Source organism: Paenibacillus sp. Y859 (assembly GCF_056786405.1).
Window position 1 is genome coordinate 891,940 of the sequence record NZ_JBXCIZ010000001.1, and the last position, 20,338, is coordinate 912,277.

Sequence of the window (20,338 nt, forward strand, 5' to 3'; positions counted from 1 at the left end):
AAATTACTCTCCAATTCTGAGAAATGGTCAATCACCAAGGGATATATGTCCTCATATGATGAATTACATGCAATATGCACAGTCCAAATATGACTTATGACATCAAGTTGTTGTTGGAAGGAGACTCACGATGTCCACAAAAAAGATATCGATCCAACTATTCAAACCAGGCATTGTGCAGGCGAACGCAATCATGTTGGGTGAGAGGTTAATCAAACTGTGGAAAATACCCACAGATCGCCCTTTACAATTGGTATTCGGTTCCTTTAAACAGGAGATTATCGTCATCTCGATACCAAAGTATAGCGGCCTACGAATCAGTGCAGCGTTATCTAAGCAAATGGGGTTATCATCTCGACCGGTTTTAAGAATCAATTATCATGCTGGGAGCCGAACGCTACGATTAGGTCCGCTCATCGGTATCATGATCAGTCGTGATTTCCCGAATACGCCTAATAACCCCTTTGGTTCTATCTCAATGTTCTGTCGTGAGCTAGTCAATGCCTGCCAAAAGCAAGGAGCATATGTTTACTTCTTCACCCCAAATCATATCACATCCAATTCCAGCAGCATGGAAGGCTGGTCTTATGATGATGGCTGGCGCATGACTCAAATGCCAATCCCTGATGTCGTGAACAATCGTCTGACTTCGCGAAAATTGGAGAATAAACCAAGCGTACAGCATTTTATGAGGGAAGTAAAATCCTTACATGGTGGTCACATTTTCAACGAAAAATTTCTAGACAAAACCGAAGTTTTCGATGCATTAAAAAAAGAGTCAAATCTCAAACGCTACATGCCTGAATCTTATTTATTAAATGGATATAATATTCTGAAGAAAATGTGTACGCAGTATCCAGTCGTGTTTCTCAAACCCGTTAGAGGCAGTCTAGGTAAGGGTATTATACGTGTCTCTAAGCAATCTGACGGTACATTCCAAACATTATCCACTACATTAGGCGGTACTCACAAAAATGTGTATCCCACTCTTCCTAAGCTATTCAATAGTATTTCAGGGAAAATGAAAAGCACACGTTATCAAATTCAACAAGGATTAACTCTGATTGACCATGGTAAACACCCAGTAGACTTTCGTGCATTAGTACAAAAAAATGGTAGCGGCCAATGGAGTATTACATCTATTGTGGCACGCATAGCTGGAGGAAATCACTTTGTATCCAATTTAGCTAGGGGTGGCAGCCTTAGCCATGTGAAAGAAGCTGTTATGAAAAGCAATATGCCACTGACCGCCAAAAATTCAGCTCACGCGAATCTGAAATTAGCCGCTATGCAAATAGCTAAAAGTCTTGATAACAGCATACCTGCCCATTTTGGTGAGTTGGGAATTGACCTAGCCATGGATACTTCAGGGCGTATCTGGCTGCTCGAAGTCAATTCTAAGCCTTCCAAAAATGATAATACACCACTTAATGAACAAAAAGTTCGACCATCTGTCAAACAACTCATACAATATTGTTGTTTTTTATCTGGATTTTAAGGAGCTGTTAATCATGACTCCTCAACACATTGGTTCACTTGGCATTCTATGTAGCGACAGATCAGGACACCAGCCTTTCTCAGAACAACATTACTGCCGTCGCTTAAGTCAGGCAGGTGCCAAATACGGATTATCCGTCGTTGTCTTGATCCCTGGGACGATGAAACTTTTTCATCATCAAGTGAGTGGCTATGTTTATGGGAGTGGAGGTTGGAAGAAAGTCATTGTTCCTATCCCTGATTTGTTATACGATCGTTGCTTTCATAAACAAGGAACAGAAAAAAGAATGATATCTAAGCTACTTACCTTATCTGGAACACAGAATCAATCGCTATTGTGGGCCAGAGGATTACCTGGGAAATGGCAAGTATACAACAAGTTGAAAGCTAGCTCTACTTTAATTCCCTATCTTCCACCCACCACTTATTACTCAGGTCCTAAATCTCTGATCACCTGCTTAGAATCGTATCAAGGCCAGGTGTTTCTAAAGCCACAAGCAGGTTCACAAGGGAAACGAACTCTACATGTACAAATATCCCCTGGTAAAGACAGATTAATGATTAGAGGGCGCGATCGCTATAATAAAGAACTTATCCAAATCTTTGATCATGTCACTGAAGCCCTAGCATGGATTCACCAATTCATTCATCATCGTCCATATATCATTCAGCCTTATTTACATTTATCCAATAAACAAGGTCATCCTTTTGATATACGAGCACTCATGCAAAAAAATGGTGCAGGACGATGGATGCTCACAGGCATGGCAGTACGACAAGGCCAACTTGGCGGAGTCACTTCCAATCTACACGGAGGTGGGACGGCTAGACCAGTCCCTCCATTCTTGGATCGGGAATATGGAGCGACTTTAGCTGAGCATATCAAGACTATTCTTCATAAACTGTCGAATGATATTCCGCCAATCCTTGAGAGCAATTTCGGTCGATTGGGTGAGCTTGGTATCGATTTCGGTATCGATCCAAAAGGAAATGTTTGGATTATTGAAGCTAACTCTAAACCAGGTCGCTCCTCTTTTGAACACGTCGAGGATCAGACAATCGCAATTCTCGCTACTGAGAATCCAATCCGCTACGCTCGTTATTTATTGCTTCGACAACTTAGGAGGGTAAATTCATGAGTTTGACTTTTTGCAATGTCCACTTTTCACAACAACCCGAGAAAGTCGTCTACATTTCAAATAATTTAATGAAAAGCCTCAAACTCTCCAACAAAAAAAGTATACAGCTTCGCTTGGGGAAAGAGGTTGTTCCTGCACGCGTCAGATCTATAAAGAAAGATGGTAACCATCTCTATTTAGGATCTGGAATTCGAAATGTTATTCACATCCCCAAATCAGGGGGAGTATTTCTTCGTAATCTTCAAGAAAACGAATTTCAACTTGGACCCTTAATTGGTATTCTTTCGGACGGACCTAGCAACTCAATCACGCGACCTTTTAGTTCTAGAACAGGTTTCATCAAACAACTGCTTAGGGAAGGAAGTAAGAAAGCCTATGTTTTTGCATTCACTCCTAAAGATATTAATTGGCAGCAGGAGACCGTTCGCGGATACTTTCTTTCAGATGCTGGCGTGTTCACCCGTAAAACGGTCCCCCTTCCGGATGTGGTCTACAATAGACTACCGAGTCGTAAGGCAGAGACCTCAGCATCCATCAGCCAATTGAGAGATCGTTTCGGTCGCAAAAGGATTCCTTTCTTTAACTGGAGCTTTTTTAATAAATCAGACATATATACTCTTCTTGAAAATGATAATACAGTTAACCGTTACGTTCCTGAATCCCATATGAACCCAAGTACTGAGATGTTGAAAGATATGTTGCAGCGTCATCAATTTGTATATTACAAACCTTCCGGTGGGAGTCTGGGTAATGGAATCTATCGGATTACTTATTTACCCAAACGTGGCTATTTCGTACGCTATCGCAAGAACAAAGAAAATGTTCTCCTTCGTTTCAGTAATTTCAATAGTCTCATGCGTATGCTGAACTCAAAACATGGTCGAATACTACAAGGTTATGTTATTCAACAAGGGATTCGTTTAATAGAGATCGACAATTGTCCTATTGATTTCCGTTTCCACATGCATAAAAACGGTAATAACCAATGGGTTGTTGTCGGCATTGGTGCCAAAAAGGCTGGTCGGGGTAGCGTGACCACACATTTGAAAAGTGGTGGCTCTCTCTTGACTCCGGAACAGGCACTAAGCCGTAGCTTTGGGTCACGTTCAGACGAAGTGCTCAAGCAAGCAAAACAAGTTGCTATAGCGCTTGCCGAGGCTATTGAATTCCACCATCAACATCTGCTTGGTGAAATTGGATTCGATATAGGAATTGATCAAGATGAGAAGATTTGGATGTTCGAAGCGAACGCTAAACCAGGTAGATCCATATTCCATCATCCGTCACTAAAGAATGAAGGGAAAGCCTCGATCGAGCATATCTTGGAGCATTGTCTGTATCTCAGTAAGTTTCGTAGGAGGATAAGCCAGTGAACAGCCGGAATTCTGAAGATATTAAACCGGTTGTTGCCATACTGACCATGCCCGATTCCATAAGAGGTTTCCGGGGCAATCATGCTAATTTTATGGATATCGTCCGGACAGGGAAAGAAATGGGCTTCCCTGTCTATGTGGTTACACTGCGTGATTTAAAGTTAACCTCACCCACAGTTAAAGGATATACACTAAAGGCCAATAACAAAGATTGGGAGGCACAACAGTTCCCCCTACCACAGGTCATCTACAACCGAATTCCTATGCGTGAAGATGAGGAGAAGCCTTGGGTACAAAGTAAAATAAAAAGCTATTTAGAGCATCCGAGTATTCATTTCTACAATCCTTATTTCTTTAATAAATGGGATCTATTCGAATGGCTCAAGGTTTCTAAGTCCACTGATTATTTAGTGCCCAAGACGAAACGCTTAGTTGGAGAGGTATCACTTGCCAGTATTATTGATAAACAACCCTATTTATATTTGAAACCTGAAAGCGGAAAAGCTGGTAAGGGCATTATGATGTTGAAAATCCAAAAAGAAAAATCATTGCCATATAGGCTAAAAATCCAAAATAGTAGATCAAGTATCACCTATAAAACGGCTAGCATGAGAAGGCTCTGGGTTCGTCTTAAGAAAGAAACAGGTAGTTCTCCTTATATTGTTCAGCAGGGAATCCAACTGGCAACGGTAGATAATCGCCCCTTCGATTTACGAATTTTGCTACAAAAGACAGGCAAAGGTAAATGGGGAGTTACAGGTGTTGGAGCTAGAATGGCTGGATTAAAAAGTATAACGACTCATGTGCCGCGTGGTGGAACGATTGAAAGTCCTACTAAACTGATCTCTACACTCTTTGGATCGGATATGTCGTCTATGAAAATAAGTCAAATAAAAACAACTGCTCTCATTATTGCTCGGCAGATTGAAAGAGCATCTCAATTCAACCTTGGAGAAATGTCCATGGATCTCGGACTCGACCGCTTCGGAAAAGTCTGGTTCTTCGAAGCGAACGCACGGCCAATGAAATTTGATGAATCACATATTCGCAAAAAATCATTAGAACGGATATTTGAATACAGCCAATATCTCATACGTCATAACAAACACCACTGAGGAGGTGAATCGATATGGCACATCCCGTCTTAGGTATTCTGACACTTTACCTCAATGACCGAAAACAACTTGAAGAACGAATGATTTATCAAAAAATGATTGTCGAGGGAAGAAAACTTGGACTTGACATCTTCGTATTCACCCCAATGGATGTAAGAAATCAGAAGATCATGGCTATGGAATATGATCCATCAAAAAAAAAGTGGACCCGCCGATTACGTGAATTCCCCGATATGATCTATGATCGCTGTCGAATTCAAAAAGGCATTCGTTTTGAACAGCTACTGTCCTTCCGAAAAAAATATGGGCATCACCTTTTTCTGAATCGTCCGCTTCGTAACAAATGGACGATTCACGAAATACTTTCTAATAAGGAAAGCTTCCGCCTACACTTACCAGAAACGAAGCTAGTAAACCAATTATCCGATATTAAACGAATGCTTAAAAGTAAATCTGTCATCTACTTAAAGCCGATTAATGGAACGGGTGGACGTGGAATTCTTCGTATTGAGCAGATGAAGAATAGTAAGCATCAATATTATATTCAAGGACGCAATCAACAACGTAAAATAATTACACCACAAAGAATACATGCCGCAACTTTAGGAGGCATTCTAAGAACTTGGAATATTAATAACTGTTATATTGTACAGGAAGGGATTCCAGTAATACTACCTAATGGACGCGTACATGACTATCGAATGCTGGTACAGAAAAACCGGGAAGGTCATTGGGAGCTAACTGGAATCGTTGGCAGAGTGGGGGCTATGAGAAGTGTCACCTCTAATCTCCATGGCGGTGGGCAAGCCATCCCAATGGATACCTTACTCCCACAGTGGATTACCAATAAAGAAACCCAGGAACATGTCAAGAAAACATCAGTAAAGTTAGGGCTTGAAACCGCGGCCTATCTAGAAAAGTCCTATGGGGCTTTATGCGAACTAGCTCTTGATTTAGCCATCAATAAAAAAGGTGAGGTCTTCCTTCTAGAGGTTAACCCCAAACCGGCAAGGGAAGTATTCGCAAGAAGTGGTCAAAGGGATATTTATCGTCAATCTATCGTAAAACCCTTAGAGTATGCTCTTTGGGTTTACCGAACAAAAGTAAAGCGCGTGCAAGTAGAGGTAAAAGAGGGATGATTACAACAAAGAGGGCCCGGATATAACATCTCGGGGCCTTTTCTTTGTCCAATACTTAGTCTCTATCATTCAGCTTATTTCCTCTGAAGCTAACTTTAGTTGCATGGAGTACATCTAGATTACTGGAAACTCCACTTTTCCGCGTTATCGCCATTTTTAACTGCAATTTAGACAACTAACTCTCTCTTCCACCACTTTTCCTGCTAATTAAATGCAGTTTATGCATCTGCTCTAGTCCCACCTTTATGCGTAGAGCGGGAATTCCTCCAAAAAATTTATACTTTCTTAATATGTCAAAAAGAAGCTGATGCCATATCATTATTGGCACCAGCTTCTAAATTAATTCGTTATTTAATCGGACCTGATCAGCCTAATTTTATCCGTCTCTGTCCTTAAAATACCTTCTGCTGCTCCCGATCCCCCTTAATCATCTCAACCGCTTCCTTAAACCGTAATGAATGCACAATTTCACGCTCTCGTAAATACTTCAAGCTATCCTGAAGATCAACATCATCGGTCATGTCAATTAGCCACTGGTATGTAGCCCGTGCTTTCTCTTCAGCAGCAATGTCTTCATACAGATCAGCTAATGGGTCACCCTTCGCTTGAATGTAAGCCGCGGTGAATGGAACTCCACTGGCGTTCTCATAGAACAGTGCACTATCATGAGCGGCGTAATGGGCACCGAGTCCCGCGGCTTTAAGTTGATCCACAGTCGCATCCTTAGTTAGTTTATATATCATCGTCGCGATCATCTCAAGGTGAGCGAATTCTTCTGTTCCAATATCCGTCAATAGACCAATAACCTTTTCGGGTATCGTATAACGTTGATTTAAATAACGAAGCGCTGCCGCCAACTCGCCATCTGCACCACCATATTGTTCAGACAAGTATTTGGCCATTTGGGGATCACACTTACTAACCCTTACAGGATATTGTAACTTTTTCTCATAAACCCACATAAATAAACCTCACCTCCGCTAGATTCTATACTTGCCAAGGCCAAGGGGACTGTGACCATTGCCATGGAAACTTTGAAAAAGCATGACCGAAATTCATAAGAGGTCCGTATACTTCTTGGAATTGCTTCGCAAGCCGCATTCTTTCTTGGGAAAGCTGGTTGTATTGTTGAATGCTTTGTAGATCCTCGGGATGTGTATCAAGAAATAGGTTTAGCTCCACAAGCGCAAAATCTACAATTTGCAGTTCTTCAAGCCATTCATAAAATTGTTGATCACATGCTACAGGTGTTCCCTCCATCAAGAAGCCCCCCCTTGTGATTGTCCAGAAGTATATGGGCTATAAAGTGCAGGCCAGAGCGTCCCCCGTCTCAACGCTTCCGGAAGGCTGAACTGCGGCCAACCCGTTGGTTGGAAATTAATAAATTGATTAGGTGGTACTACATATGTCCTACAGAGCAAGGGTGGACAAGGATCAAATGGTCCAACAAATGGTGTGTAACTGCGTATTTGTGAGTTCAATAAAAGTCTCCTCCTTTAGATTCATATTAATTATCTTGATCATCTCTTAGTAAATAGCATATGACACCAGCCTAGAAAATGAACTAAAATATAATAAAAAAGTGCCTAAGCTTGACCGAAGATCTATCTTCAGTCAAGCCTAGGCGCTCATATAGAACCGATGATCAAACCATATCTCATGACAGATCTTCTTCTAATTGTTCCTTCATGTTCTCCTGATGATCCACTCGCTGTATCATAACTCTCGTAATACGCAATCGGGTTGATTCCTCGACTTGAAATATAAAATTTCCTACCTGTACTTTTTCACCTTTGGTAGGACTACCTTCAAGTTCTTTAAACAACCATCCACCAATAGTATCTACCTCATCATCCTCAATCACAACACCCGTAAGATCATGTACGGCCTCAATAAGCATTCTACCTTCAACGGAAATAGAGTCCCCATCAACCTCAACACTTTCACGTTCATCCTCAAACTCATCATACAATTCCCCTACAATCTCCTCGAGGATTTCTTCGGCAGTCAACATTCCTGCCGTTCCACCATACTCGTCTACAACAAGTGTCAATTGCGAATGCTTCTTCTGCATCAGACGAAGCACATGACTTATCTCCATAGACTCAGGGACATTTAAAATCGGACGAACCATGGATGTGAAGTCCTCTTGTTGCTCCTTATCTGCAAGTAGAAGATCTGTAATATGAATAAATCCTAAAATTTGATCTTTATCTTCCAATGCAACAGGATATCGCGAATGCTTGGTCTCACTTATGATCTTGATGTTATCTTCAAAAGATAAATTTGCATACAAGCAGACCATATCTGTTCGAGGCAACATGACCTCACGTGCTAATAGATCTGAGAACTCAAAAATATTGTCCATTAGCTTCATTTCGTCTTTATCAATCACACCACTTCGAGCACTTTGACTCATCAGGATTCGAATTTCCTCTTCCGAGTGAGCCGCTTCTGACTCACTTGCTGGTTGAATCCCAATCATACGCAGAAGAGCATTTGCAGTAGCATTCAACACCCAGATTACAGGAAAGAATACTTTATAAAAGAAGATCAGGGGTGCGGAAAGTGCGAGTGCCGTTCCTTCCGTTCTCTGAATAGCAATCGACTTCGGTGCTAATTCTCCCAATACGATGTGTAAGAACGTTATCATACTAAATCCTACTGTAACTCCTACTGTTGTGATCAGTGCCTGATCTGTAACACCTAATTTAAACATGATTGGCTTAACAAGAAGCTCTGAAATAGCTGGTTCTCCTATCCAACCAAGCCCCAATGATGTCAAAGTAATCCCTAACTGAGTTGCTGATAAGTATGAATCGAGTTTGTTATTTACTTTAAGAGCGAACCCAGCTAATTTATTCCCTTCACTGACCAATTGTGTAATACGTGTTTGACGCATCTTCACAAGTGAGAACTCCGCCGCAACGAACACTCCATTTAACAATACAAGAAGCAATACTAGAGCTATATTCACAATAAGTTGCCCAATTGCAAACTCAGTAGGCAATATGAATCCCCCATTTCTATAGACTGTTCGCTGTTCTTTGTTTAAAGTCCACGTCTTTATAGTACATATCTGCCACAAGAAGATTAGGCCCACAGCAACTTACGGCATCACAATGACAATTTATCTTTTGATTCAAAGGATGACCATTCACCCATTTATCGAAAACGTCATCAAGCGCTTCGTTTTTAATATTACCAAACGGCGGGATTTCTGCAAAATCAGTGACATAGACATCACCGGAGAATAAATTCACATTGACCCTATTTCGACCATCCGGATCATTTCGAACCGTTACATTCTTTGATTCTTTTAAACGACGAAGAAGATTCATATCCTCCTCAGAATGACTACATGCATAGAATGGAAGTGTCCCGAACAACATCCATATATTCTCATCGCGCGTATCAAGTACAAGGGATATAGCTTTACGCATATCATCTAAAGATAATACAGGTAAGCTTGAGGCAAAATTCGATGCATACATTGGATGTACTTCATGACGTTGACAGCCCATTTCAACAATCAGTTGATGAATCTTATCCAAGTTCGTATGTGTTCGATAATTAATCATAGATTCAGCTGATATATACATCCCTGCATCACTAAGCACACGAGTATTCTCGATCATCGTATCATATAGACGATACGCAGCCGCCTTGCTTACAGGACGTGCGCTATTCGCAAAACCAATCTCATGAAAATCATCACCATTCAAGTAGTTGAATGACATATGCATAACATCTAGATAGGGGAGTAGCTTCTCATAGCGATCCATCCCCATCGTCAAATTAGAGTTTATCTGGGTTTTGATCCCACGATCTTTAGCATATTTCAGTAGAGGTACGATAATTTCATCAACGGTCTGCTTACGAAATAGAGGTTCTCCGCCTGTCATGCTTATCGTTTCTAGATGCTCCACCTCGTCTAATCTTCTTAACATTATATCCAATGATAAGGAATCCGACTCTTTCATAACAAGCATATCACCCACTGCGCAATGTTCGCAGCGCATATTACATAAGTGGGTAACTGTCATCTCTACGCTAGTCAGGACATGTCTACCATGCTTCCGAAGTGAATTTATAGGTTCCCATGGATCATAACTTGGTGATATCTGTTGTAATTGTGCTTTCTTCGCATTGTCTGTAATCATATTTACCACCTTATTTCATTTAATAATTAATATCATATCATGAAGAGTAGTTCACCGTATTCATACATTACCTTACTTCTCATCACAAAAAAACCGCGTAATATCAATTGTCCAACGATAACGAAACACATCATACTGTTCCATTATCGTAAGGATCTTCTCAATATCGCGATTTCACCGATTTCTTCATTACGGTTCATTGTACTACCAATTCCGTTGCTTCCAACCCTTCAACATGTGTAATGACAGTAGACAGAACTTTTGTTAAGTCGAGATCATAAGGGGCCCTCAATACTTCCCCATTACAGCCAGTCATAACACGAACGACCGGTCGTTGTGGCATCATAGGATGTATCTTGCAAATAACACCAGATTCACCTGTACTCAATCTAACACTCAACCCTGGTGGATATATAGCTACCTTATCACGGAATATTTCCAACTTATGCTGATCAAACAGTGTACCAGAACCCGTATACAGCACTTCCATAGCCTGATGAGGAAGCATCGCAGGCTTATATACCCGGTGCGATGTCATCGCGTCAAATGAGTCCGCCATTCCCAAATATTGCGCGAACTCATGTATTTCAGAACCTTTAAGCCCACGGGGATACCCTGTACCATTTAATCGTTCATGATGTTGTAACGCACAGTGAGCAGCGAGTAATGGAATATCGGATTCCGCTTTTAATATTTGATATCCAATATTCGTATGATTCTGCATCTGTTTGAATTCATCATCATCAAGTTTACCAGGTTTCATCAAGACTTTAACAGGAATCTGAGTTTTCCCTATGTCATGTAAAAGTGATCCTATTCCCAATACCTTCAGCTGATCTTGAGTCATCCCACTAGCAGCACCAAGTATTAAGGTATATATACATACATTTAAAGAATGTTTATATAAGAAATGATCCGTAGTATTCATATCCATAAGCATAATCATTGGTAACTCTTGGCTTCCGAGATCTTCTAGAATAGAATCCATCACCGCAGAGAACTCTCTACCTAAATGACGGTATCCTCCTGTGATAGGAGCGGAATTTGAGGTTTCCGATATTCTTTGAAAGTTTGAAGTAATCGCACGCATTGCTTTACGACGTGTCTCCTCGTGTAGAACATCGGGGATAATGATGTCCTCAGTCCACTTATCTTGAATATATACGTATCCAATATCTATTTCTTTCAATCTACGAATCAGCTTATCCGTTAACTCTACACCTTCTGCCAATAGAGTAACGCCTTCCATACTGAATATCTTTTTACCTATTTTCATTCCATTTTGAAGCATCGGTACAGGTACTAGTCGCAATGTGTATCCTCCTACATGAAGAATCGTCCTGACAATCTAATCTCGGTAGTTATAATTGAATCCATTCAAGAATATACACTTCATTGAGATTAATTCAATATAAATATCCAGAATATAGCTGCAAGTATAAATCGGTAAATAGCAAAATGAGTAAGACTAATTCGCTGTATTAGTTTCATAAAAGCTAATACTACGAAATATGCAACAATAAATGATATTAAAAAGCCTATAACAAAGGCACCAATAGTCTCTCTATTAAAATATCGGTATGAATCAAGTAATTCATAACCCGAAGCAGCACACATGATTGGAATGGCTATCAAAAAGGAGAAATCTGCAGATGCTTTATAACTAACTCCACTCAACATTCCGCCTGAGATCGTGGAACCTGAACGAGAGAATCCCGGCCATAGAACAGATATAATCTGGTAAATCCCGATCATGAATGCCTGTTTGTAAGTCAAATCGTCCAGCTCATGAGCAGTTATAGTCAACTTGGATTTATTGAACCATTCTGCAAAAATCATAAATATACCACCAGCTACCAATGCCCATACCACCGTATTAGCGTTAAATAAGCTTTTGATAAAATCCCTTGCAAAAAAAGCGACAATGAGTGCAGGTGTAATCCCCAAAATAACATGAATTAAATCTAATCTCTTACTTGACTGCATCCCATTAGACGATGCCTTTGGCTTATTATTCAATCCGATAAGGCTTAATAAGCGTTTCCAGTATACTATAGCGATGGCAAGGATGGCACCCAATTGAATTACAATTTCAAATGTTTTCATAATATCTGATTGATCGTTGTAGCCCATTAATTTAGCTGTTAAAATCATGTGACCGGTTGAAGAGACAGGTATGAACTCCGTGATCCCTTCTACAATCGCAAGAATAATTGCCGTAATAATATCCATAATACCCTCCCAATTTGGTTTCCATTGAACTGACTATTGTTATGTGTTGTTGGTAGTTTTTATACTAACTTATTCCATCTTACTACATGACTTTCATTAAAACTACCTGGTCTTTGAAGCTCATCACTTAATAGATCTCTCAGAAATTCTGGTAAAATAAACTTTATTTCGCTGCCTGTAGCTATTCTGTCATAACCTACTCCAAAAATAAACATGTCTATAGTACCTACTCTGTAGTCCTGATCCTCCGACAACGGGTACCCATTTATATAAATATTGGTAATTCTATCAAAGGGATCCTTATTGGGATCATAGAAAATATCTGCACCATCTATCGCAATACTACCTAACACTTTTCCGCGAAATCCGTAGCCCATGATTTTCTTTTCTTTATACTCAGATAGTAGACTTTGTTCGAATGTATATCGTATGTCGCTTCCCTTTAATTTGAGGGTACATGGATTAATCGGGGAAGGACATAATCCGTGTAGCATACCTACCGTAATATTACCTATCGGTAGAGATCCTAACAATTGGCCTGTATTAACCATCGATAGTTCACTTTTTGTAAACTGACGTATAGATTGGGCAAGTAGATTTCCAAAAGCGGTCTCTTGATCACCTTCATTTAATGGCAACATATGATCTGATACTATAACGGTACGTTGCAGAGCCTTCACCGCTTGAATACGATGAATATCCAATGCCATAGTCACATCTGTATCCTTTTGAAGAGGGTCCACGGACAGACATCCCCCCCACACCACTCCAAATGTACCATCTGGTTTTCGTTCCATAATCACTTTTCCCACATACTGACCGAACTTACCAGCTCCACAAATACTAGTATCTCCGATAAGCAAGGGTTCCTCCAGTAGGTGGTGAGTGTGTCCACCAAGTATAATATCTATTCCTTTTATATTGGAGGCTAGTTCACGATCAGCAGCAATCCCTAGATGAGAAAGAACAATAAGCACATCCACTTGCGGTCTTAATGAAGCGATCTGCTCCTGCAACATTTGTTCAGGATGAAGTGCTTCCCAACCAATCAATCTATAGAACTCATCAAAAGCAGCGGTAACTCCAACAATTCCAACCTTAATATCACCTTTTGATATGATGATCTGTTCCTTCATCCAGTCAGGGCAAAGTCCACTTTTCACTTCCCGAATGTTACAACAGACGACAGGACACAACAATCCGCTATAGGCTTTCTCTAACAAATCTGGTGTAAAGGTAAGACCCTCATTATTACCGATCGTAATCGCATCATAGTTTGTGAGATTTATAATATCCGTATTCGCTTGCCCCATACTTCCTTCTGTTTCTACTGCAGTACGGTCCATATGGTCTCCAATATCCAATAGAAGAAGGGGCGTGTCTGAGGCAATATCTCTTTCCTTGGATACGAGTGCGGCAATCGAACTTACCATTTCAAAATGGCTATGAATATCATTCGTATGTAATATCGTTAACCTTTCATTGTGAATGGGTCGTATGATATGGATCCCCTCCTACTTTCACTTCATTAAAATTCCATTTTCAATCATACCATTTACTACAAATTTGTGGTACGTCCATTTAGATTATGCTACCTTTCTAATACTTATTGTAAATCCATTTTTTTCTTGATATGATACACTTGATGCATCATTTTTACGAGAGGAGACTTCACTTGAGAGTTCATGTAACCGATTTAAAACCTGGGGATATTTTGCTAGCTGACACTTTTAGTGATCATGGTTTACACGTCTTACCTAAAAGTACTGCATTAGGATCACCCGAGATTAATAAGCTATTGATGCATGGAGTCGACTTTGTGGATGTCCAAACTTTCCATGTAGCGGATCCTATAAAGGATTTAACTAAGAAGGAAGAAGCTCTCTCTAGAGCTAAACCTGATATAGAACAAGCGGTTGACGGATTTGAGAACATCTATTTAGAAGCACTTAGAACAGGATCCATCAATAATACTGTGATTGACGACATCATGCATCCTTTAGTTGATCAATTAATAGAGAATAAAGACGTTGTTTCTTTATTGCTAGTGCTTGACCAGAAGGATGATTATACATACTATCATTCCATGCAGGTTGGAATGCTGTCATACTATATTGCATCTTGGATTGGATACTCTAAGAAGGATGCCTATATAGCAGGTAAAGCCGGATATTTACACGATATAGGAAAATGTAGAGTACCTTCAGAATTACTTCATACGCCTACTAAATTAACACCTGAAGAATATGAAACAATCAAACTTCATACCACTTATGGATACGAGATCATTCGTAATTCTTCAATGGATGAAGTATTGGCACTAGTTGCTCTACAGCATCATGAACGTGATGATGGTAGTGGTTATCCTCTTAGAATCAATGAACATAACATCCATCCATTCTCACAAATTACGGCCGTTGCTGATACATTCAGCGCGATGACTACTCCCCGAGTCTATCAGTCCAACCAAGAATTATTATCTGTTCTTAAAGAGATTTATAATCTTAGCTTTGGGAAATTAAATGGCAAACCTACGCAAGCTTTTATTAGACATATACTTCCCAATTTCATTGGTAAGGAAGTACTGCTATCCTCTGGAGATTCCGGAACCATCATCATGACTAATAATCAAGACTTCTCTCGACCTCTCGTCCAGGTCGACGCAAACTTCTTGGATCTATCTATCGAACGTCATTTATCCATCGAACAAATCATCGTTTGATTTCAACTCACAGTAGCAGGCTCCTTAAGAACTGGGATCCTGTTATTTTAGATGCGAATCATGATCTCAGCGCGGTGGGCGTGGGGGCACGGTCAGTGCACTCAGCGTATCGCGCAATGGGTGCGGCATCAGATTTCTAACGGAAGTACAGTCCTCTAAACCCATCACTATTCCTCTTTCCCCCACTTTAGTTGCTTAAAAGACATCTAATTTCTCGAAAAACCCATTTTTCCGCGATTCTCTCAGTTTTAACTGTCATTTTGCAATTATTTCTCGCAAGCTTGCCTATTCTGCTAATTTAAGTGTTGTTTAGGCACTTATTCCGTTCCCGTAGTCTTCCTTCCTCTGCAATTCACGTGGGATACATCTAAAGGTCCGAAAAAACTTATATTATGTAAAAAAAGAAGACGAACTTAAAAAGTTCGCCTCCTACACTAAGAGAAAAATATGATTGGTACATTTCAGTCCACGCACTCACAAAGGGCGTAACTTGAATTGGCACGAATTCGGCACGGATGATTTCCCTCGCTACTCAAATAGATCAAAAGGGTTATCAACCCTCATTGAAGGTTGATAACCCTTACCATACAAAACTTACCCGATAGAACCTTCCATCTCGAACTTGATTAGACGGTTCATTTCTACCGCATACTCCATTGGAAGTTCTTTGGTGAATGGTTCAATGAAGCCCATAATGATCATTTGAGTGGCATCAGCCTCTGTAAGACCACGGCTCATTAAATAGAAGAGTTGTTCTTCAGACACCTTAGATACTGTAGCCTCATGCTCCAATATAATATTATCATTCATAATCTCATTATATGGAATTGTATCCGAAGTGGATTCGTTATCTAGAATCAACGTATCGCACTGGATATTAGACTTAGCCCCTGTTGCTTGACGTCCAAAGGAAGCTAGACCACGATAAGTTACCTTACCACCATGCTTACTGATGGATTTAGATACAATCGTAGATGTCGTATCGGGTGCTAAATGAATCATTTTCGCCCCTGCATCCTGATGCTGACCTTTACCTGCAATCGCAATGGATAGAACCATTCCTTTGGCTCCACGGCCCTTAAGAATAACAGAAGGATATTTCATCGTTAGTTTGGAACCGATGTTACCATCTACCCATTCCATCGTAGCATTCTCTTCTGCTACAGCACGTTTTGTAACCAGGTTGTAGATATTCGGTGCCCAGTTCTGAATTGTCGTATAACGTACCCGTGCATTCTTCTTAACGACAATTTCTACAACGGCACTATGCAGAGAATTCGTGCTGTATATTGGCGCTGTACAGCCTTCTACATAGTGAACATGGCTGTCTTCATCCGCGATAATTAACGTACGTTCGAATTGCCCCATATTCTCAGAGTTAATACGGAAGTATGCTTGTAGAGGCATTTCACATACAACACCCTTAGGTACGTATATAAAGCTTCCTCCCGACCATACCGCACTGTTCAAAGCTGAGAACTTGTTATCCGTTGTTGGAATCACTGTACTAATATATTCCTTAACAATCTCAGGATGCTCTCTAAGTGCTGTATCCATATCCATGAAGATAACACCTTGTGCTTCAAGATCTTCTTGCATGCTATGATAGACCACTTCTGATTCATATTGTGCAGATACCCCAGCTAGAAACTTCTGTTCTGCTTCAGGGATTCCTAGCTTATCGAATGTTTCCTTGATTTCAGAAGGTACCTCTTCCCATGTCTTACTTTGTTTATCGGAAGCTCTGACGAAGTATTGGATTTCATTGAAATCCAAATCATCCATATTTCCACCCCAAGTTGGCATTGGCATTTTCTCGAACTGTTCCAGTGCCTTTAGACGGAAATCAAGCATCCATTCAGGTTCATTCTTAATACGAGATATTTCCATAACAACTTCACGAGTCAAACCTTTTCCAGTCTTAAAAATAGATTCATGTTCATCGCGAAAGCCATATTTATATTCTTCTAACTCTGGTGATTTCTTAGCCATATTCATTCATCTCCCTATCATAATTTATTGAATTGTTCCTCATCAATCACTTTGCGTAGTGCATTCCAAGAGAGCGTTGCGCATTTAATGCGTGCAGGGAACTTATTCACTCCAGATAAGGCTTCAATATCTTCGTATTCATCAAATTGAACGTCTTTACCTAGCATAAGCTCTGAGAAACGTGCAATCATTTCCTTCGCTTCTTCCAGGGTTTTACCTTTCACTGCAGCTGTCATCATCGAGGCAGACGACATACTAATGGAACACCCATCACCCGTATATCTAGCATCTTCAACGATTCCATCATTGACCTTGAGTTGCAGCGAAATCTTGTCGCCACAAGTAGGATTATTTAAATCCACCGTTATAGCGCCCTCTTCGAACTTTCCTTTATTACGAGGATTCTTATAATGATCCATAATTACCTGACGGTATAAGTCATCAAGTTTCATCGCCGAAATACTCCTTTGTCTGGATTAAGGCACTAACGAGACGGTTAATATCTTCTTCTGTGTTGTATAAGTAGAAGCTTGCACGAACGGTCGAATTCACATTCAACCAACGCATGAGCGGCTGGCAGCAATGATGTCCAGCTCGAACAGCTATTCCACTAGCATCCAATACAGTAGCTACATCATGAGGATGAACCTCACCTAAATTAAAGGTAATCAGCCCTACTTCCCGTATACGAGGTCCATACAGTGAAATCCCTTTAATCTCAGATAGTCGGTCCATAGCATATGTTGCTAGTTGAACCTCATGGCGTTCGATATTATCCATTCCAATCTCATTCAGGAAATCAATCGCTGCACCTAATCCTACAGCACCTGCAATAATAGGGGTTCCGCCTTCGAACTTCCAAGGTAGTTCCTTCCATGTCGAGTCATGAAGACCTACCTCATCGATCATTTCTCCCCCGAATTCAACTGGTTCCATGAACTCAAGCAGTGCCTTCTTACCGTAAAGTACACCGATACCAGTTGGACCACACATTTTATGAGAAGAGAATGCATAGAAATCACTATCCAAGTCTTGAACATCCACTTTCATATGTGGCGTGCTTTGAGCTCCATCTACCACAATAATAGCACCGTGGCGATGGGCGATCTCAGCAATTTTTTTCACGGGATTCACGACTCCCATGACATTGGATACATGTGCGATGGATACAATTTTAGTCTGAGCTGTTACCGATTTCTCAACTTCAGCCAGATCAACTGATCCATCTGGTTGTAACGTAATATATTTGAGCGTAGCACCAGTAGCTTTGGCCACCTGCTGCCACGGAATGAGATTACTATGATGTTCCATAGGTGTAATTACAATTTCGTCGCCTTCACGACATACCGCACGAGCATAAGATGTAGCAACCAAATTTAATGCCGTTGTTGTCCCACGAGTGAATATAATTTCTTGTGTACTTCGGGCATTAATGAAGCGAGCTACCTTCTCACGCGCACCTTCATAGGCATCTGTAGCACGGCTACCTAGAGTATGCACCCCACGATGAACGTTCGCATTATCCCACTCATAATAATGCTGCATTGCATCAATAACAACACGAGGCTTCTGAGATGTAGCTGCGCTATCCAGATAAACTAACGGATGTCCGTTGATCTCCTGCTGCAGAATAGGAAATTGCTCCCGTACATGAAGGTTCATCGTCCTAGCTTCCTTTCAACAAGGGATTGAAGCTGAGTCTGCAAGCCTTCCAGTGGAATCTGAGATACTACTGGAGCCAAGAAGCCATAAATAATCAAAGCTTCTGCTTCTGAACGCGTAATACCACGGGACATTAAGTAATAGACTTGTTCCGCATTCACTTGCCCAACAGATGCTGCGTGACCTGCCGTTACATCGTCTTCATCAATTAGAAGCAATGGATTCGCATCCCCACGTGCTTTCGGACTAAGCATTAACACTTTTTCCGTCTGCTGACCGTCTGCTCCGGAAGCGCCATGTTCAATTTTCGTAATCCCATTGATAATTGCTGTGGATTCCTCACGTAATACAGCACGTGTAATCATTTGGCTAGGCGTGTTCTTGCCGAAATGCTGTGCTTTGGTCGTATAATTAAGCTTCTGTGCTCCTGATCCAACAGCGATGATCTTAGAATCAGAAGATGATCCATTCCCTTTGAGGATAGAATTCGTATCACTCATCGTATTCCCATCGTTCATCTCACCAACGATCCATTCGATTACAGCATCGTTGTCCAAGATAGCACGACGATAAGTTAATTCTGTCACTTCTTTACCCAATTGATGCACAGTAGCATAACGAACCTTCGCTCCAGCTTTTGCGAACACTTCAACAGAGCCATTAAGAACAACTTCCGCTTCAAGCTCACCCGATACATAATTATCAACGTAAGTTACGTTACTGTTCGTATCTGCAATAATTAATACGTGTGGCGCAAAGGTTGCCTGTCCTTCATCCGTTAGAAAAATAGCTTGAAGTGGTATCGTAACTTCTACGTTCTTAGGTACATATAGGAATACTCCACCGTTCCAAAGCGCAGCATGTAAAGCAGTAATGTAGTTTTCTTCCATTCCAATCGCTTTATGCAAGTAACTCTTCACTAATTCTTCATGTTTACTTGCCGCTGAATGAAGATCCATAAAGATAACACCTTGATCAGTCAATTCAGAAGATAGCTTAGAATATACTACGCCAGAATTATGCTGAACGATAAGACTATCTTGTAATCCTTGATCTTTAATCAATCCTTGCACCGTAGCTGGAAGCTTCTCGATAGAATCAATCACAGTCGAATCTTGATATGCTCCGTAAGCTTGCGTGTTCCAACGATCTATTCTCGTCTTCTCTAGACGAGGAAGTTCCAATTGACTGGCTAACTCCAATCCTTTTAAACGTAGTTCAGTTAACCAACCTGGCTCATTATTACGTTTCGATATTGTTGCTATACTTTCGGTGTTAACCGGAAGAATGGTTTGTGTTGTCAT

General features: G+C 40.7%; 18 protein-coding genes. 6 read left to right on the forward strand and 12 right to left on the reverse strand.

The genetic code is table 11. The features are described from left to right. Positions 1–130 precede the first annotated feature (130 nt). The 5 genes from AC1TO8_RS04480 to AC1TO8_RS04500 are packed head-to-tail and all read left to right on the forward strand — an operon-like array spanning position 131 to position 6,263. Positions 131–1,498 carry a YheC/YheD family endospore coat-associated protein gene (locus tag AC1TO8_RS04480; RefSeq protein ID WP_482054386.1) on the forward strand — a complete coding sequence of 456 codons (1,368 nt, stop codon included), beginning with the start codon at positions 131–133 and terminating at the stop codon, positions 1,496–1,498. Positions 1,499–1,511: 13 nt separating this feature from the next. Next, positions 1,512–2,636, forward strand: coding sequence for a YheC/YheD family endospore coat-associated protein (locus tag AC1TO8_RS04485; protein WP_482054387.1), 1,125 nt, complete (start codon positions 1,512–1,514; stop codon positions 2,634–2,636). Then, complete coding sequence (locus tag AC1TO8_RS04490) at positions 2,633–4,009, forward strand: YheC/YheD family endospore coat-associated protein (protein ID WP_482054388.1); 1,377 nt, start codon at positions 2,633–2,635, stop codon at positions 4,007–4,009. Before AC1TO8_RS04485 ends, AC1TO8_RS04490 begins: the two co-directional genes overlap by 4 nt. Further along, positions 4,006–5,124 carry a YheC/YheD family endospore coat-associated protein gene (locus tag AC1TO8_RS04495; protein WP_482054389.1) on the forward strand — a complete coding sequence of 373 codons (1,119 nt, stop codon included), beginning with the start codon at positions 4,006–4,008 and terminating at the stop codon, positions 5,122–5,124. The genes AC1TO8_RS04490 and AC1TO8_RS04495 overlap by 4 nt, the downstream gene beginning before the upstream one ends. Before the next feature lie 14 nt (positions 5,125–5,138). Beyond that, positions 5,139–6,263, forward strand: a complete 1,125-nt coding sequence (locus AC1TO8_RS04500) for a YheC/YheD family endospore coat-associated protein (protein ID WP_482054390.1) — start codon at positions 5,139–5,141, stop codon at positions 6,261–6,263. Positions 6,264–6,655: 392 nt separating this feature from the next. On the opposite strand, the gene AC1TO8_RS04505 is transcribed toward AC1TO8_RS04500, so the two are convergent. The 8 genes from AC1TO8_RS04505 to AC1TO8_RS04540 all read right to left on the reverse strand — a co-directional run bounded on the left by AC1TO8_RS04505 (position 6,656) and on the right by AC1TO8_RS04540 (position 14,157). Then, positions 6,656–7,225, reverse strand: coding sequence for a manganese catalase family protein (locus AC1TO8_RS04505; protein ID WP_482054391.1), 570 nt, complete (start codon positions 7,223–7,225; stop codon positions 6,656–6,658). Between the two features lie 25 nt (positions 7,226–7,250). Next, a complete protein-coding gene (locus AC1TO8_RS04510; RefSeq protein ID WP_482054392.1) occupies positions 7,251–7,523 on the reverse strand; it encodes a spore coat protein CotJB in 273 nt (90 codons plus the stop codon). Then, positions 7,523–7,744 (reverse strand): spore coat associated protein CotJA, encoded by a 222-nt coding sequence (locus tag AC1TO8_RS04515; protein WP_482054393.1) that lies wholly within the window; start codon positions 7,742–7,744, stop codon positions 7,523–7,525. The genes AC1TO8_RS04510 and AC1TO8_RS04515 overlap by 1 nt, the downstream gene beginning before the upstream one ends. A gap of 176 nt (positions 7,745–7,920) precedes the next feature. Beyond that, on the reverse strand, positions 7,921–9,273 hold the full coding sequence (locus AC1TO8_RS04520) for a hemolysin family protein (protein WP_482054394.1): 1,353 nt from the start codon (positions 9,271–9,273) through the stop codon (positions 7,921–7,923). 16 nt (positions 9,274–9,289) lie between these two features. Continuing rightward, on the reverse strand, positions 9,290–10,426 hold the full coding sequence (yfkAB, locus tag AC1TO8_RS04525) for a radical SAM/CxCxxxxC motif protein YfkAB (RefSeq protein WP_482054395.1): 1,137 nt from the start codon (positions 10,424–10,426) through the stop codon (positions 9,290–9,292). Positions 10,427–10,622: 196 nt separating this feature from the next. Then, complete coding sequence (locus AC1TO8_RS04530; protein WP_482054396.1) at positions 10,623–11,738, reverse strand: HD-GYP domain-containing protein; 1,116 nt, start codon at positions 11,736–11,738, stop codon at positions 10,623–10,625. 89 nt (positions 11,739–11,827) lie between these two features. Further along, positions 11,828–12,658 carry an undecaprenyl-diphosphate phosphatase gene (locus AC1TO8_RS04535; RefSeq protein ID WP_482054397.1) on the reverse strand — a complete coding sequence of 277 codons (831 nt, stop codon included), beginning with the start codon at positions 12,656–12,658 and terminating at the stop codon, positions 11,828–11,830. A 59-nt stretch (positions 12,659–12,717) separates the two neighbouring features. Further along, entirely contained in the window at positions 12,718–14,157 is a 1,440-nt protein-coding gene (locus AC1TO8_RS04540) for a bifunctional metallophosphatase/5'-nucleotidase (protein WP_482054511.1), read from the reverse strand. A gap of 176 nt (positions 14,158–14,333) precedes the next feature. Between AC1TO8_RS04540 and AC1TO8_RS04545 the strand changes: the two genes are divergently transcribed. Further along, positions 14,334–15,380: an HD-GYP domain-containing protein gene (locus tag AC1TO8_RS04545; RefSeq protein WP_482054398.1), complete on the forward strand. Its 1,047-nt coding sequence runs from the start codon at positions 14,334–14,336 to the stop codon at positions 15,378–15,380. A 594-nt stretch (positions 15,381–15,974) separates the two neighbouring features. On the opposite strand, the gene sufB is transcribed toward AC1TO8_RS04545, so the two are convergent. The 4 genes from sufB to sufD are packed head-to-tail and all read right to left on the reverse strand — an operon-like array spanning position 15,975 to position 20,338. Further along, complete coding sequence (gene sufB / locus AC1TO8_RS04550) at positions 15,975–17,372, reverse strand: Fe-S cluster assembly protein SufB (protein ID WP_482054399.1); 1,398 nt, start codon at positions 17,370–17,372, stop codon at positions 15,975–15,977. Positions 17,373–17,389: 17 nt separating this feature from the next. Then, positions 17,390–17,824 carry a Fe-S cluster assembly sulfur transfer protein SufU gene (gene sufU, locus AC1TO8_RS04555; RefSeq protein WP_482054400.1) on the reverse strand — a complete coding sequence of 145 codons (435 nt, stop codon included), beginning with the start codon at positions 17,822–17,824 and terminating at the stop codon, positions 17,390–17,392. After that, positions 17,814–19,034 (reverse strand): cysteine desulfurase, encoded by a 1,221-nt coding sequence (locus AC1TO8_RS04560; RefSeq protein ID WP_482054401.1) that lies wholly within the window; start codon positions 19,032–19,034, stop codon positions 17,814–17,816. The genes sufU and AC1TO8_RS04560 overlap by 11 nt, the downstream gene beginning before the upstream one ends. After that, positions 19,031–20,338, reverse strand: a complete 1,308-nt coding sequence (gene sufD, locus AC1TO8_RS04565) for a Fe-S cluster assembly protein SufD (RefSeq protein ID WP_482054402.1) — start codon at positions 20,336–20,338, stop codon at positions 19,031–19,033. Before sufD ends, AC1TO8_RS04560 begins: the two co-directional genes overlap by 4 nt.